This is a genomic window from Ochrobactrum sp. Q0168 (genome assembly GCF_016427605.1).
In the GTDB taxonomy this organism is placed as follows: Bacteria; Pseudomonadota; Alphaproteobacteria; order Rhizobiales; family Rhizobiaceae; genus Brucella.
On sequence record NZ_JAELXQ010000028.1, the window covers coordinates 1 to 12,395 of the forward strand.

Genomic DNA, 12,395 nt, shown 5'->3' on the forward strand with positions numbered 1-12,395 from the left:
TCGACCCCAACCTTGGCAAGGTTGTGCTCTACCCCTGAGCTACACCCGCTCGCGCCAGTCGATCCAATAAAGAACCAATCCGTCAGGCACGCGCTATATGAACCAACACAACAAAGATTGCAACAGGTCAGCACCGGTAATTTTGCATTGTTTTCAAGGTATCCGTCCGATATGTGCAGCTACCGAAATCTCAGGCGATAGCGCGTTCGGTTTTACCGTGAGCCTGCTACGTTGCCCTCCATGACAGTCGGTGCATTGGGTGCCAAAGCATTGGCGGGGGGCGCTGCTTCAGCCGTCTGTGACGTCGAAGCGACGACGTTTTCCTGTTCGTATTTGTCGACATTCATCGATTTGTTTTCGCGCCAGTTGCCGCAAAGGTAAAGAACACCTGCCATGAGCATGGTGGATAGCATGGCGACCGGAAAACTGAGCCACAGTGCGTCGACGCCAAGCCATTGCCGCAAGCCGACCGCAACACCCAGCCGAACCGGATACATCGATACGAAGAGGATGATGAGCGGCCAGATCACCTGTCCATTGGCGCGGACCGTTCCGAACAGGACCATCGAAACGCCAAAGGCGATGAAGCCCCATGTCGCCATTTTGCCAATATGCTGGCCAATCGGGATCGCGGAACTGTCAGCGCCGAGAAATATCTCCATTGCCTGCCGGTCGGCGATGAGCAGCAGTACCACCAGAACACCGGTCATCAAGATCGCATAGAGCACACCGATGCGGGTGATGCTGCCGACGCGATCCCAGTTGCCGGCGCCGATATTTTGCGCGGCCATCGCGCTGACTGCCGCGCCAAGCGCCATGGCGGGCATCTGCACATAGGTCCACAACTGCTGTGTTGCCCCAAAAGCTGCTGTCGTATCGACACCCTCCTGATTGACCAATCGCATCATGGTCAGCATAGCGCTCGAAACCACGATCATCTGGATTCCCATGGGCAACCCCTTGCTGAAGATGAGTTTCAGCACTTTGAGGTCCGGCATGAGAAACCGCAGCTCCTCGCCTTTCAAACGCAAGGGGAGATCTTTGCGATAGATGTAGAACAGCATGGCTGCGAGGCTGATATAGTTTGCAACCGCCGTGGCAAGCGCCGAGCCGGATATCCCCAAGGCGGGGATAGGGCCGATCCCGAGGATGAGCAGAGGATTGAAGGCAATATCCAGGATAACGGCCAGACCCATGAAAATCAGCGGTGTTATGGAGTCGCCGCTGCCACGTAGCGCCATCATCAGGATTGTCTGCATGAGGATGGCGGGCATGGCGACGAAGGTGACTTGCAGAAAGGCACGAGCCAGCGGCGCGATTATGTCCGGTGTGCCCAACAGTGTCAGGACATGCGGCGCCAGAAACCAGCCTGCGATGGAAACAAGTATGCTGATCGGCACGAAGGCGCCGAGCGTCGTGCCGGTGATGGCGCGCGCGGTTTCAAGGTCGCGCCGTCCGAAAGACTGTCCGATCAGAATGGTCGATGCCATGCCAAAGCCAAACACAAAAGCTGTCAGCAGGAACATGACGAGATTGCCGTTGGTGGTGGCCGCCAGCGCATCTGTTCCGAGCAAATGGCCGATCCAGATCGTATCGATGGAACCGTTTGCGGATTGCAGGATCGACGATCCAAGCGTCGGCAAGGCAAAGAGCAGCAGCGCTTGATTGATGGGCGCTGTCGTCAGATCCATCTGTGTCTTCATACGCCCTCGGTAATATTATGAATTACGTTTTGCGAAATGCAGCCTTTCCAAATTAAACTGAATTCTCAAAACTGCTATAGTTTTATTATTCTGCACTGTCGGAGGACCACGACCTACGCCGCTTTGCTGAAAGATTTATGTGATTTTAGCTTTAACAAATACATCGTAACGGGTGCTTTTGCCCAAGATTTGATGCGAAGGTTTTCGCAAACCAGACATCGGCGCGGCGCGTAGAGGCCATTTGAGCACCACGCGATTGAGCGCTACTTCCAGTGCAACCTGCATCAGCTTTTCCGCATCTGGGTCTGTGCCGACAATCTCGCGGATCTGCCGCATTTCTTTTTTGACGAGAGCTGTGTTGCCGCGCGGCGGATGCATGGGGTCAACCAATACCACCTGTGGCGTCAGCTCTGGCAGCAATTCGCAGGAATCGCCATGCAGCAAGGTCATCCGCGCCACGGTCTCGGCATAGGGACCGCCTTCCGCGGCCGCGCGCGCCAGACCCTCCGCCAGCAATGCATGCATTTTCTCGGAACGTTCGATCAAGGTGACGCGCGCGCCAAGCGATGCGAGCAGAAATGCGTCTCGGCCCAGACCCGCCGTCGCATCGACAATCTGAGGCGTGACGCTGCCGGTGAAGCCCACCGCTTTTGCAAGCGCCTGTCCGCGTCCTTCGCCAGAGCGAAAGCGGTGGCCGACAGCGCCGCCGACGAAATCGACAACCAGCTCCGATGTATCTAATTTCTGCGACATCTATGATCTCAATACAGGATCAGAACGGGCATGGCGCGGCGAATGTCACGTCGCGCCCGTCGGGATGGCGAAAGGTTAGTGTCTCCGCGTGCAGAAGCAAGCGGTCTGCTGCCGTGAGCGCCGCGCCTTCTGCATAGAATTCGTCGCCGAGAATGACATGTCCTATCGCCAGCATATGGACGCGCAATTGATGCGTGCGACCAGTCAGGGGAAAGAGACGCAGGCGCGTGCTATTTTCATCCTGGCCCAAGACCTGCCAGCGCGTTTGCGCCGGTTTGCCGTGCGCACGGTCCACGCGATGACGCGGCTTGTTGTCGGGATCGATAGCCAGCGGCAGATCGACAAAACCTTCGTCGCTATCCATGCGTCCCCAGACTTCGGCGATGTAGGATTTCTCGGTGGTCCGACCCTCGAACTGCGCTGCGACATGGGCATGGGCTTTTCTGTTCAGCGACATCAGGACCAGACCGGACGTGTCCTTGTCCAGCCGGTTTATCATCAGCGCTTGCGGGAATTGCTTTTGCACCCGCGTGGCAAGGCTATCGGAGAGGGCCGGGTGACGACCGGGAACGGACAAAAGCCCGCTTGGCTTGTCCAATACCAGGAGATCCGCATCGCGATGAATGATGGAGACATATGGCTCCAGCGGCGGATGATAAATAGGGGCAACGGATGACAATACACTCATGCTGCCTTCTAGCATGGTTCAACGCGCACAGAGAAGTATTGCTGCGATGCTAGGACTTGGATTTCGATGAGAAAAATGGCGGAGAGGGTGGGATTCGAACCCACGGTGGAGTTACCCCCACGCCGCATTTCGAGTGCGGTACTTTCAACCACTCAGCCACCTCTCCGCATTGTGCAATCCGGTAAAACGATCTATTGTATCGCACCGTCAAACAGCATCAAAAGCGAATGCTAAGTGTGTAGCGGCTCAATAGCGGGCTGATCGCAATTAGACAAGAGCTAATTTGCATTCTATCGTGAAAATTCTTGACTTTTCCCACGTTCCGAACCTATAAGCACCAGACCTTAGGCGTGGCGCAGTCCGCGCCTATTGTTTTGATTGAGGATTTCCGGGTTTCCGGGGTGGCAATCAAGGGGCTTAAGCCCTTCACTTAACCGACTGATAAAAAGACGGCCCATCACTTCGGCGCTAATGTCGTGGAAATGAGAGCCGGACCGAACAACCGAAAGGACAACAAATGTTCGCAGTCATCAAGACCGGTGGCAAGCAGTACCGCGTTGCCGCAAACGACCTGATCAAGGTCGAAAAAGTCGCTGGCGAAGCCGGTGACATCGTAGAATTCGCAGAAGTTCTGATGGTCGGCACGACCATTGGCGCACCGACCGTCGCTGGCGCTCTCGTGACCGCCGAAGTCGTCGAACAGGGCCGTGCACGCAAGGTCATCGCGTTCAAGAAGCGTCGCCGTCAGAATTCGAAGCGCACCCGTGGTCATCGTCAGGAACTGACGACTATCCGCATCTCGGAGATCCTCACCGACGGCGCAAAGCCTTCCAAGAAGGCCGCTGAGAAGAAGGCTCCGAAGGCAGAAGCCGCTGAAGGCGAAGCCGCAAAGCCGAAGAAGGCAGCGCCTAAGAAGGCTGCAGCCAAGGCCGAGTCGGCTGAGTAAGTAGAGAGATTAAAGGAGAACACCAATGGCACACAAAAAAGCTGGCGGTTCCTCGCGTAACGGTCGCGATTCAGAATCCAAACGCCTTGGCGTGAAGAAGTTTGGCGGCGAAGCTGTGCTCGCTGGCAACATCATCGTGCGTCAACGTGGCACGAAGTGGCATCCGGGCGCCAATGTTGGCCTCGGCAAGGACCACACTATTTTTGCAACCACGAACGGTTCCGTATCTTTCCGTACGAAAGCTAACGGCCGCACGTACGTATCGGTAGACCCGATCGCGGAAGCAGCAGAGTAAGCCGGGCCTCTTAAAACCACCGGCGTCCCATTGGACCCGGTGTATATGGCAGCCTAGCCAAAAGATCGAAGGGAAGATGGGACCACCATCTTCCCTTTTTGCATCTGGAGGACAGAAAAATGGTTGTCGACGTTTTAGAAGAAGATTGTTACGCAGAAAGCTGTATGAGCCGGAGGGAGCGCTTCGCCGATTTCTCTCCCGGTCTGGCGGCTGATCTGGAGCCTGAGTTGGCTCCCGTTTTAGATTGCCCCGTCTTGGTCACTGAAAGGCTGGTTCTGCGCCCGCCGCATGCCGAAGACGTAGATGCCATTTCCTATCTTGCCAACAATCTCCGCGTTTCGGGCATGCTCACGCGCATGCCGCATCCATATACACGCGAGAATGCCGTCGACTTTGTCGATCGCGTGCGAAAAGGCGAGATGGGCAATTGCATCTACGCCATTACGCAAGCCGAGACCGGCATCTTTATGGGCTGTTGCGGCATCCATGCGAATAAACATGGCGACGGACTGGAGATCGGCTACTGGCTGGGCGAGCCCTATTGGGGGTATGGCTTTGCCACTGAGGCCGCTCATTCGCTGATCGATCTGGTATTTCGGGCGACCCCGATCGACCGGCTGCATATTTCCTGCCGGGCAACCAACAGCGGATCGCGTCGTGTGATCCACAAATGCGGCTTCCAGTTCAGCAGCATGGGCATGTCGGATACGCTCGCCGCCGGAAACGTTCCGGTTGAACGCTATGTTCTCGACCGGCGCACCTGGATCGGCCTGAGAAGCTGGCAGTCATAAGATAATAAGGCCCTGCGGTTTTCGCAGGGCCGCCTTGACCGTCTCGATAAGCATAAAGCGGTTTTCGGGAGATGGTCGGGGAAATAACATAGAAATTGGGGAATGCAATGAACGACAGTTATGTGAGTGCACCCGAAAACATTGTGGTGCGCGCTCTTGATAAGGGCGATCTGCATCGCTATCGCGCCATCAGATTGAGCGCGCTGAGCCGCGCACCGCTATCCTTCGGTTCGAGCTTCGAGGAAGAAAATGCCTATTCCGACAGCGTCTTTGCACGCCGTCTGGAGCAGGTGGATGGCAATATTATCTTCGGCGCATTTGACGGTGAAAACCTGCTGGGTACAGCAGGCATGTTTCGCCACGACCGCAAATCCGAACGCCACCGCGGAACGCTCTGGGGCGTGTTTGTGGCACCGGAAGCGCGTGGGTTGGAGCTGGGCAAAGCTCTGGTTCGCAAAGTGATCGAACATTCGGCGGCGCAGGTTGTGCTTCTCGACGCCAAGGTGGTGGCGACGAACGAACCGGCAAAGCGGATCTATCATGCGCTTGGCTTCAAGACCTACGGGCTTGAGCCGAAGTCGCTTTTTGTGCAGGGGCAGTATCTGGATCAGGAACTGCTCTATATCGACTTCAGCGAACCGGTCTGGAAAGACAAGTTCTGATGAAATCCAGCCACTGCAACTGTTTGCAGGAAACGGGTTTTGCTGTAATTGCAATTTGGCTTTCGCAAGGTGATGCGCGGGCCCGGGTTTAAGGCGCGATTGCGCCGCAAGAGGTAAGGTTCAATGAAATTTCTCGATCAGGCCAAGATTTATATCCGCTCCGGCGATGGCGGGGCGGGGGCCGTATCGTTTCGCCGCGAGAAATTTCTTGAATTCGGCGGTCCCGATGGCGGCGATGGCGGACGTGGCGGCGATGTGTGGGTGGAGGCCGTGGACGGCCTCAACACGCTGATCGACTATCGCTATCAGCAGCATTTCCGGGGCAAGACCGGCATGCATGGCATGGGCCGCAACATGACCGGCGGTAAGGGTGACGACGTCATTCTCAAAGTGCCCGTCGGCACGCAGATTTTCGAAGAAGATAATGAGACGCTGATCTGCGACATTACCGAAGTCGGCCAGCGCTATCGTCTGGCCAAGGGCGGCAATGGCGGTTTCGGCAATCTGCATTTCACCACATCGACCAATCGCGCGCCGCGTCGCGCCAATCCTGGACAGGAAGGCATCGAGCGCACCATATGGCTGCGCCTGAAGCTGATCGCCGATGCCGGTCTGGTCGGCCTGCCCAATGCAGGCAAGTCCACCTTCCTGGCCAGTGTGACAGCAGCCAAACCGAAGATCGCCGATTATCCGTTTACCACGCTGCATCCCAATCTCGGTGTCGCACGCGTGGATGGGCGTGAATTCGTGATCGCGGATATTCCGGGGCTGATCGAAGGCGCCAGCGAAGGCGTGGGCCTTGGCGACCGTTTCCTCGGTCATGTCGAGCGCACCCGCGTTCTGCTGCATCTGGTGTCGGCGCAGGAAGAAGACGTGGCCAAAGCCTATAAGGTCATTCGCAGCGAGCTGGAAGCCTATGAGCATGGACTTGCCGACAAGGCTGAAATCGTCGCGCTGTCGCAGATCGACACGCTCGATCCCGATGCGCGCAAGGCAAAGGTCAAGGCGCTGAAAAAGGCCTGCGGTCGCGATCCGCTGCTGCTTTCCGCTGTCAGCCATGAAGGACTGAACGATGCGCTGCGCCAGCTTGCGGCGGTCATCGATGCGAGCCGTGCGCAGGAAGCTGGAACGGCGCAAGTCGAAGAATAAGCGTCGGATTTTATTTGAGCGCGCATCTTGACCGAAAACCGTTTCACACTTTTCGGGATGCGCTTGGATGCGGCGAGAGGAATAAGAGCATGTTGAAGCAGTTGAAAGACTATCGCCGCATTGTTGTGAAAATCGGGTCCGCTCTTCTGGTGGATCGTGCCAGCGGGCTGAAGCGCGAATGGCTGGAAAGCCTGGGGCAGGATATTGCCGCCCTGCATCATGCAGGCGTGGAGGTGCTGGTGGTTTCATCCGGCGCCATTGCGCTGGGCCGCACCGTGCTCGGTCTGCCAAAAAAGGCGTTGAAGCTTGAGGAAAGTCAGGCCGCAGCCGCTGCCGGCCAGATCGCGCTCGCCAAAGCCTATGCCGATGTGCTCGGCGGGCATGGCATCAAGTCGGGCCAGATTCTGGTGACGCTTTCCGATACCGAGGAGCGCCGTCGTTATCTCAATGCGCGCGCCACCATCGAGACGCTTTTGAAGCTCAAGGCCGTGCCGGTCATCAATGAAAACGACACGGTGGCGACGACGGAAATCCGCTATGGCGATAATGACCGTCTGGCCGCGCGCGTGGCGACCATGATGGGCGCGGACCTTCTGATCCTGCTCTCCGATATTGACGGGCTTTATACCGCACCGCCGCACAAGAACCCGGATGCCGCGTTTTTGCCGCTGGTGGAAACCATCACGCCGCAGATCGAGGCCATGGCGGGCGCTGCGGCTTCGGAACTGTCGCGCGGCGGCATGAAGACCAAGCTCGATGCCGGCAAGATCGCCAATGCCGCCGGAACGGCGATGATCATCACCTCGGGTGTGCGCATGGGACCGCTTTCGGCAATTGATCGCGGTGAGCGTGCGACCCTGTTCGAAGCTGCCCGCACGCCGGTCAATGCCTGGAAAACCTGGATTTCCGGCAATCTGGAACCGGCGGGTCGCCTCACTGTCGATGCAGGTGCTGCCAAGGCGCTGAAATCGGGCAAGTCGCTGTTGCCTGCGGGCGTGAGAGAAGTCGACGGCCAGTTTGAGCGTGGCGACACGGTTGCCGTTCTGAACGAGGACGGTCGGGAGATTGCGCGTGGGCTGATCGCTTACGATGCCGAGGATGCGCGCAAGATTGCGGGACATAAAAGCGATGAGATCAGCGCCATTCTTGGCTATGATGCGCGCGCGGCGATGATCCATCGCAATGATCTCGTGGTGCGCGGCGCAGCCGTGGCCGCCGAGACCGAAGATGCCTGAACAGGGAAAGGCGGGGAGAGGATGCTGAATAAAGTGGACGCTGGAAGCGACATAGCCGCGATCATGGCCGAGGTGGGCCGCAATGCGAAAGCCGCCGCAGCACCACTGGCGATTGCTGGCGCTGAGCAGAAGAACAAGGCGCTTCTGGCTGCGGCCGACGCCATTCTCCAAAGCCGCGAAGCCATTCTCGAAGCCAACAGGCTTGATCTGGCCAATGCCGCCAAGAGCGGAATGGCTGCTTCCTTCGTGGATCGTCTGACGCTCGACGACGCGCGTATCGAGGGGATCGCGGAAGGCATCCGCGCCATTGCATCCTTGCCCGATCCGGTTGGCGCGGTGATCGCTGAGTGGGATCGTCCCAATGGCCTGCATATCGAGCGCGTGCGCACGCCGCTCGGTGTCATCGGCGTCATTTATGAAAGCCGCCCCAATGTGACGGCGGATGCCGGTGCGCTCTGCCTCAAGGCTGGCAATGCGGTGATCCTGCGCGGCGGTTCGGATTCGGCCCATTCGTCGGCGGCTATTCACAAAGCGCTCGTGGCCGGACTGGAAGCGGGCGGACTGCCTGCCGATGCCATCCAGCTCGTGCCGGTGACGGATCGCGCGGCGGTCGGAGAAATGCTGAAAGGGCTCGACGGCGCTATCGACGTCATCGTGCCGCGCGGCGGCAAAAGCCTCGTCGCGCGCGTTCAGTCGGAAGCGCGCGTGCCGGTTTTCGCGCATCTGGAAGGCATCTGCCATCTTTATATCGACAAGACCGCCGATCTCGACATGGCGCGCAAGATTGCGGTCAATGCCAAGATGCGGCGCACGGGCATTTGCGGATCGGCGGAAACACTGCTGGTGGATCGCGCGGCCGCCTCGACGCATCTGGTGCCGATCCTGGAAGATCTGGCTGCCAAGGGTTGTGAAATCCGTGGCAGCGAAGAGGTGAAGGCGCTTTATCCGGCAGCCATTGCGGCGAGTGAGGAAGACTGGTCCACCGAATATCTGGACGCGATCATTTCCGTGGCGCTTGTCGATGGCGTCGATGGTGCGATCCGGCACATCAACCGCTATTCCTCGCATCACACGGAGGCCATCGTCGCCGAGGATGCGGAAGCGGTTGCGCGGTTTTTTAACGAGATCGACTCGGCTATTTTGCTGCACAATGCCTCGACGCAGTTTGCCGATGGCGGCGAGTTCGGTATGGGCGCGGAAATCGGCATCGCCACGGGCAAGATGCATGCGCGGGGCCCTGTAGGGGTCGAGCAACTGACCTCGTTCAAATATCGTGTTCGCGGTAACGGGCAGATTCGAAGCTGATGCGCTTTGGTTTCGGGCTTTCCGCACTGAAAGAACAATATCCGGGCGTCGACGCAAAATATTTGCGCATGCCGCATGCTGAAAAAGGCATGGCGGTCGGCCTTTTTGGCGGTTCGTTCAACCCGCCGCATGGCGGTCACGCTCTCGTTGCGGAGATTGCCATCCGGCGGCTGAAGCTCGATCAGCTCTGGTGGATGGTGACGCCCGGCAATCCGCTGAAAGACAGCCGCGAACTGGCCCCCCTGGCGGACAGGTTGGGGTGGAGCGAAGAAATCGCCAGCGATCCGCGTATCAAGGTGACCGCGCTCGAAGCCGCCTTCAATGTGCGCTATACCGCCGACACGCTGGCCCTGATCCGCGACGCCAATCCCGGCGTGCATTTCGTCTGGGTGATGGGCGCGGACAATCTGGCGTCCTTCCATCGCTGGCAGCGCTGGCGCGAAATCGCCAATAATTTCCCGATTGCGGTGATCGACCGTCCCGGTTCGACACTGGCCTATCTGTCGTCGCGCATGGCGCAGACTTTTTCGCACAGCCGTCTTGATGAGCAATATGCGCCGATACTGGCGCGCCGCTCACCCCCAGCCTGGACTTTCATCCATGGGCCGCGCTCGTCGCTTTCATCAAGCGCCATTCGCAAGTCCGGCACAGGATCTTGATGGTTTCGTGACAGTCTCAACAAGATATGCGTAAAAAAGAGCAAAATATTGAAAAAGTGAACGACCCTGTCAGGTCGTGACTCTTGAAACAAAACAGGGACTCTGCCTATCTTAATCAGGTACGGTGCTTTTACTGCCGTAACGGCTTGTTCTTGTTAGAAAGGCAATACACTGAGAACAGCACTTGAGAAGAAGGCTCACCACGCGCCTTCACCGGTCAGGATGAACGAGACCGATCTCGTGTCCCAGACCTTCGACGCGGCCTTGGCCAGTCTCGAAAACTCCAAGGCAGAATCCATCATCCCCATTGACATTCGCGGAAGATCAACGATCGGCGATTATATGATCGTCGCGTCGGGCCGTTCGCACCGTCACGTGACGGCTGTGGCCGACCATCTTTTGCAGGCGCTGCGTGAAGCGGGCTGCAATAACATGCGGGTCGAAGGGCTAGAAAGTGGCGATTGGGTCCTGATCGACACGGGAGATATCATCGTGCACATCTTCCGACCTGAAGTCCGTGACTTCTACAATATCGAGAAGATATGGCTCGATGACGATTTCGACGATGAACGCGCGTTGGGAACCGTCCATTGATCTGTCGTCTGCTGCGACCCGGCAGGTGCTTGAACTTCCTGCCATATTGAGGGCGCGATGCGTGTGAGTGTTTTTGCCGTGGGCCGGATGAAAGCCGGCCCCGAACGGGAGCTGGTCGAGCGCTATTTCGACCGTTTTTCCAAAGCGGGTCCGCCTTTGGGACTGGAATTCGCCGGTGTGAGCGAAATCCCCGAAAGCCGCGGCCAGACCGCTGATTTGCGCAAGGCCGAGGAAGCGCAGCGTATCCATGAAGCGCTGGATAATGGCGCGGCGCTTATTCTTCTCGACGAACGCGGCAAGGCGCTCGGTTCCGAGGCTTTTGCCGAGCGCATCGGGCGCATGCGCGATGACGGCAAGCGACAGTTGATCGTCGCCATCGGCGGGCCCGACGGGCACGATCCGGCTTTACGGTCACGCGCCGATCTGGTTCTGGCGCTGGGTGAACTGACCTGGCCGCACCAGATTGCCCGCATACTGATCGCCGAACAGCTTTATCGCGCCGCAACCATTCTCGCTGGCCATCCCTATCATCGGTCGTGATATCTTCATTCCCTTGACAATGCGCTGAAATCTTGGAACTGCTTGAAGCAGCCAATCTGGTTTTCTTATTTTATTGTTTTTATTAATGTAATTTGAAAAGCGCGATAAAGATGAACAGACTTACCGTCATCACACTATCGACCATTCCGCCACGGTTTGGCCTTTTAAAGCCAACGCTCCTGTCGCTTTTGTCACAAAGGCTGAAGGCGACGGAGGTTCGGCTCTATATACCCCGCACATACAGGCGTTTTCCCGGTTGGGATGGACGGCTTCCGGAAGTACCCGCAGGCATAACAATCGTCCGTTGCGACGAAGATCTAGGACCTGCGACCAAGGTTCTACCGGCTGCGCTTGATCTTAAGGGGCGGGACGTGGATATCCTGTTCTGTGACGATGACAAGATTTACGATGCCGACTGGCACCGGCGATTTAAGACGGAAGCTGAGCGCAAGCCGAGCCATTGCATCGTTGAAGTCGGCGAAACATTCCCCGATATTGCCGATGCGGGCAGGCCCGCCGACCGGCTTCCGCGCAGCCGCTGGAGGGTCAAGGACCGCAAATACAGAATGAAGCGCATTGCGTCCCTGTTTCTGCACAAGCCGGACCTGAGCACGCCGGGCTATGTCGATCAGATTTCCGGCTTTGCCGGCGTTCTGGTTCATCCCGATTGGTTCGATGAGTTGTTCTACGATATTCCAGATGTCATGTGGACCGTGGACGATCCCTGGATTTCCGGCCATCTGGAAAGACGCGGCATTCCCATTTGGATGATCGGCCAGAACAGCCGCCGCGTCGAGGGTAAGGGCAGCAGCGTAAGCGCTTTGCTCAATCACGTCGAAGACGGGCAGGACCGTGTGGACGCAGACTTGCTGGTGATCGACTATTTCCGACAACAATACGGCATCTGGAAGAAAACCGATACGCTCGACGAGAAAGGGTGTCTTCGCACGGCATCGATGCGCGAGATGATACGACGTAGAAAAATCGAGCTTGGACTGATCGCATCGTAAGACTGGGGAACAGGACTGTTCTTCGCGTTTTATCTGCATCTGCTGGATTAAGTTCCGCGGGCCAT

General features: G+C 57.6%; 14 protein-coding genes and 1 tRNA gene. 11 read left to right on the plus strand and 4 right to left on the minus strand.

Annotated features, from left to right (window positions below):
* Nucleotides 1-212: 212 nt before the first annotated feature.
* The 4 genes from JAU75_RS23245 to JAU75_RS23260 form a co-directional block, all read right to left on the minus strand.
* A complete protein-coding gene (locus JAU75_RS23245; RefSeq protein WP_199058852.1) occupies nt 213-1,703 on the minus strand; it encodes an MATE family efflux transporter in 1,491 nt (496 codons plus the stop codon).
* Nucleotides 1,704-1,838: 135 nt separating this feature from the next.
* Nucleotides 1,839-2,456: a class I SAM-dependent methyltransferase gene (locus tag JAU75_RS23250; protein ID WP_199058853.1), complete on the minus strand. Its 618-nt coding sequence runs from the start codon at nt 2,454-2,456 to the stop codon at nt 1,839-1,841.
* A 19-nt stretch (nt 2,457-2,475) separates the two neighbouring features.
* Nucleotides 2,476-3,144, minus strand: coding sequence for a pseudouridine synthase (locus JAU75_RS23255; protein ID WP_199058854.1), 669 nt, complete (start codon nt 3,142-3,144; stop codon nt 2,476-2,478).
* Nucleotides 3,145-3,220: 76 nt separating this feature from the next.
* A tRNA-Ser gene (locus JAU75_RS23260) sits at nt 3,221-3,310 on the minus strand.
* A gap of 351 nt (nt 3,311-3,661) precedes the next feature.
* Here JAU75_RS23260 and rplU point away from each other — a divergent pair.
* The 11 genes from rplU to JAU75_RS23315 all read left to right on the plus strand — a co-directional run bounded on the left by rplU (nt 3,662) and on the right by JAU75_RS23315 (nt 12,330).
* On the plus strand, nt 3,662-4,090 hold the full coding sequence (gene rplU / locus JAU75_RS23265) for a 50S ribosomal protein L21 (RefSeq protein ID WP_199058855.1): 429 nt from the start codon (nt 3,662-3,664) through the stop codon (nt 4,088-4,090).
* Between the two features lie 25 nt (nt 4,091-4,115).
* Nucleotides 4,116-4,385, plus strand: a complete 270-nt coding sequence (gene rpmA, locus JAU75_RS23270) for a 50S ribosomal protein L27 (RefSeq protein ID WP_010661520.1) — start codon at nt 4,116-4,118, stop codon at nt 4,383-4,385.
* A gap of 119 nt (nt 4,386-4,504) precedes the next feature.
* Entirely contained in the window at nt 4,505-5,176 is a 672-nt protein-coding gene (locus tag JAU75_RS23275; protein ID WP_199058856.1) for a GNAT family N-acetyltransferase, read from the plus strand.
* Between the two features lie 107 nt (nt 5,177-5,283).
* A complete protein-coding gene (locus JAU75_RS23280) occupies nt 5,284-5,838 on the plus strand; it encodes a GNAT family N-acetyltransferase (RefSeq protein WP_199058857.1) in 555 nt (184 codons plus the stop codon).
* 123 nt (nt 5,839-5,961) lie between these two features.
* A complete protein-coding gene (obgE, locus tag JAU75_RS23285; protein ID WP_199058858.1) occupies nt 5,962-6,987 on the plus strand; it encodes a GTPase ObgE in 1,026 nt (341 codons plus the stop codon).
* Between the two features lie 89 nt (nt 6,988-7,076).
* The gene (gene proB, locus JAU75_RS23290) at nt 7,077-8,222 is read left to right on the plus strand and encodes a glutamate 5-kinase (protein ID WP_199058859.1); all 1,146 of its coding nucleotides are present in this window, start codon (nt 7,077-7,079) and stop codon (nt 8,220-8,222) included.
* A gap of 21 nt (nt 8,223-8,243) precedes the next feature.
* Nucleotides 8,244-9,527: a glutamate-5-semialdehyde dehydrogenase gene (locus tag JAU75_RS23295; protein WP_199058860.1), complete on the plus strand. Its 1,284-nt coding sequence runs from the start codon at nt 8,244-8,246 to the stop codon at nt 9,525-9,527.
* The gene (locus JAU75_RS23300; RefSeq protein ID WP_199058861.1) at nt 9,527-10,186 is read left to right on the plus strand and encodes a nicotinate-nucleotide adenylyltransferase; all 660 of its coding nucleotides are present in this window, start codon (nt 9,527-9,529) and stop codon (nt 10,184-10,186) included. The genes JAU75_RS23295 and JAU75_RS23300 overlap by 1 nt, the downstream gene beginning before the upstream one ends.
* Nucleotides 10,187-10,408: 222 nt before the next feature.
* Complete coding sequence (gene rsfS, locus JAU75_RS23305; RefSeq protein ID WP_199058862.1) at nt 10,409-10,780, plus strand: ribosome silencing factor; 372 nt, start codon at nt 10,409-10,411, stop codon at nt 10,778-10,780.
* Between the two features lie 57 nt (nt 10,781-10,837).
* Entirely contained in the window at nt 10,838-11,320 is a 483-nt protein-coding gene (gene rlmH, locus JAU75_RS23310) for a 23S rRNA (pseudouridine(1915)-N(3))-methyltransferase RlmH (protein ID WP_199058863.1), read from the plus strand.
* 110 nt (nt 11,321-11,430) lie between these two features.
* The gene (locus JAU75_RS23315) at nt 11,431-12,330 is read left to right on the plus strand and encodes a glycosyltransferase family 2 protein (protein WP_199058864.1); all 900 of its coding nucleotides are present in this window, start codon (nt 11,431-11,433) and stop codon (nt 12,328-12,330) included.
* Nucleotides 12,331-12,395 lie beyond the last annotated feature (65 nt).

What these genes read in the sequence shown, in the direction of transcription:
- JAU75_RS23245 (WP_199058852.1), bottom strand. Translation starts at nt 1,703, where the DNA reads ATGAAGACACAGATGGATCTGACGACAGCGCCCATCAATCAAGCGCTG.
- JAU75_RS23250 (WP_199058853.1), bottom strand. Translation starts at nt 2,456, where the DNA reads ATGTCGCAGAAATTAGATACATCGGAGCTGGTTGTCGATTTCGTCGGC.
- JAU75_RS23255 (WP_199058854.1), bottom strand. Translation starts at nt 3,144, where the DNA reads ATGAGTGTATTGTCATCCGTTGCCCCTATTTATCATCCGCCGCTGGAG.
- rplU (WP_199058855.1), top strand. Translation starts at nt 3,662, where the DNA reads ATGTTCGCAGTCATCAAGACCGGTGGCAAGCAGTACCGCGTTGCCGCA.
- rpmA (WP_010661520.1), top strand. Translation starts at nt 4,116, where the DNA reads ATGGCACACAAAAAAGCTGGCGGTTCCTCGCGTAACGGTCGCGATTCA.
- JAU75_RS23275 (WP_199058856.1), top strand. Translation starts at nt 4,505, where the DNA reads ATGGTTGTCGACGTTTTAGAAGAAGATTGTTACGCAGAAAGCTGTATG.
- JAU75_RS23280 (WP_199058857.1), top strand. Translation starts at nt 5,284, where the DNA reads ATGAACGACAGTTATGTGAGTGCACCCGAAAACATTGTGGTGCGCGCT.
- obgE (WP_199058858.1), top strand. Translation starts at nt 5,962, where the DNA reads ATGAAATTTCTCGATCAGGCCAAGATTTATATCCGCTCCGGCGATGGC.
- proB (WP_199058859.1), top strand. Translation starts at nt 7,077, where the DNA reads ATGTTGAAGCAGTTGAAAGACTATCGCCGCATTGTTGTGAAAATCGGG.
- JAU75_RS23295 (WP_199058860.1), top strand. Translation starts at nt 8,244, where the DNA reads ATGCTGAATAAAGTGGACGCTGGAAGCGACATAGCCGCGATCATGGCC.
- JAU75_RS23300 (WP_199058861.1), top strand. Translation starts at nt 9,527, where the DNA reads ATGCGCTTTGGTTTCGGGCTTTCCGCACTGAAAGAACAATATCCGGGC.
- rsfS (WP_199058862.1), top strand. Translation starts at nt 10,409, where the DNA reads ATGAACGAGACCGATCTCGTGTCCCAGACCTTCGACGCGGCCTTGGCC.
- rlmH (WP_199058863.1), top strand. Translation starts at nt 10,838, where the DNA reads ATGCGTGTGAGTGTTTTTGCCGTGGGCCGGATGAAAGCCGGCCCCGAA.
- JAU75_RS23315 (WP_199058864.1), top strand. Translation starts at nt 11,431, where the DNA reads ATGAACAGACTTACCGTCATCACACTATCGACCATTCCGCCACGGTTT.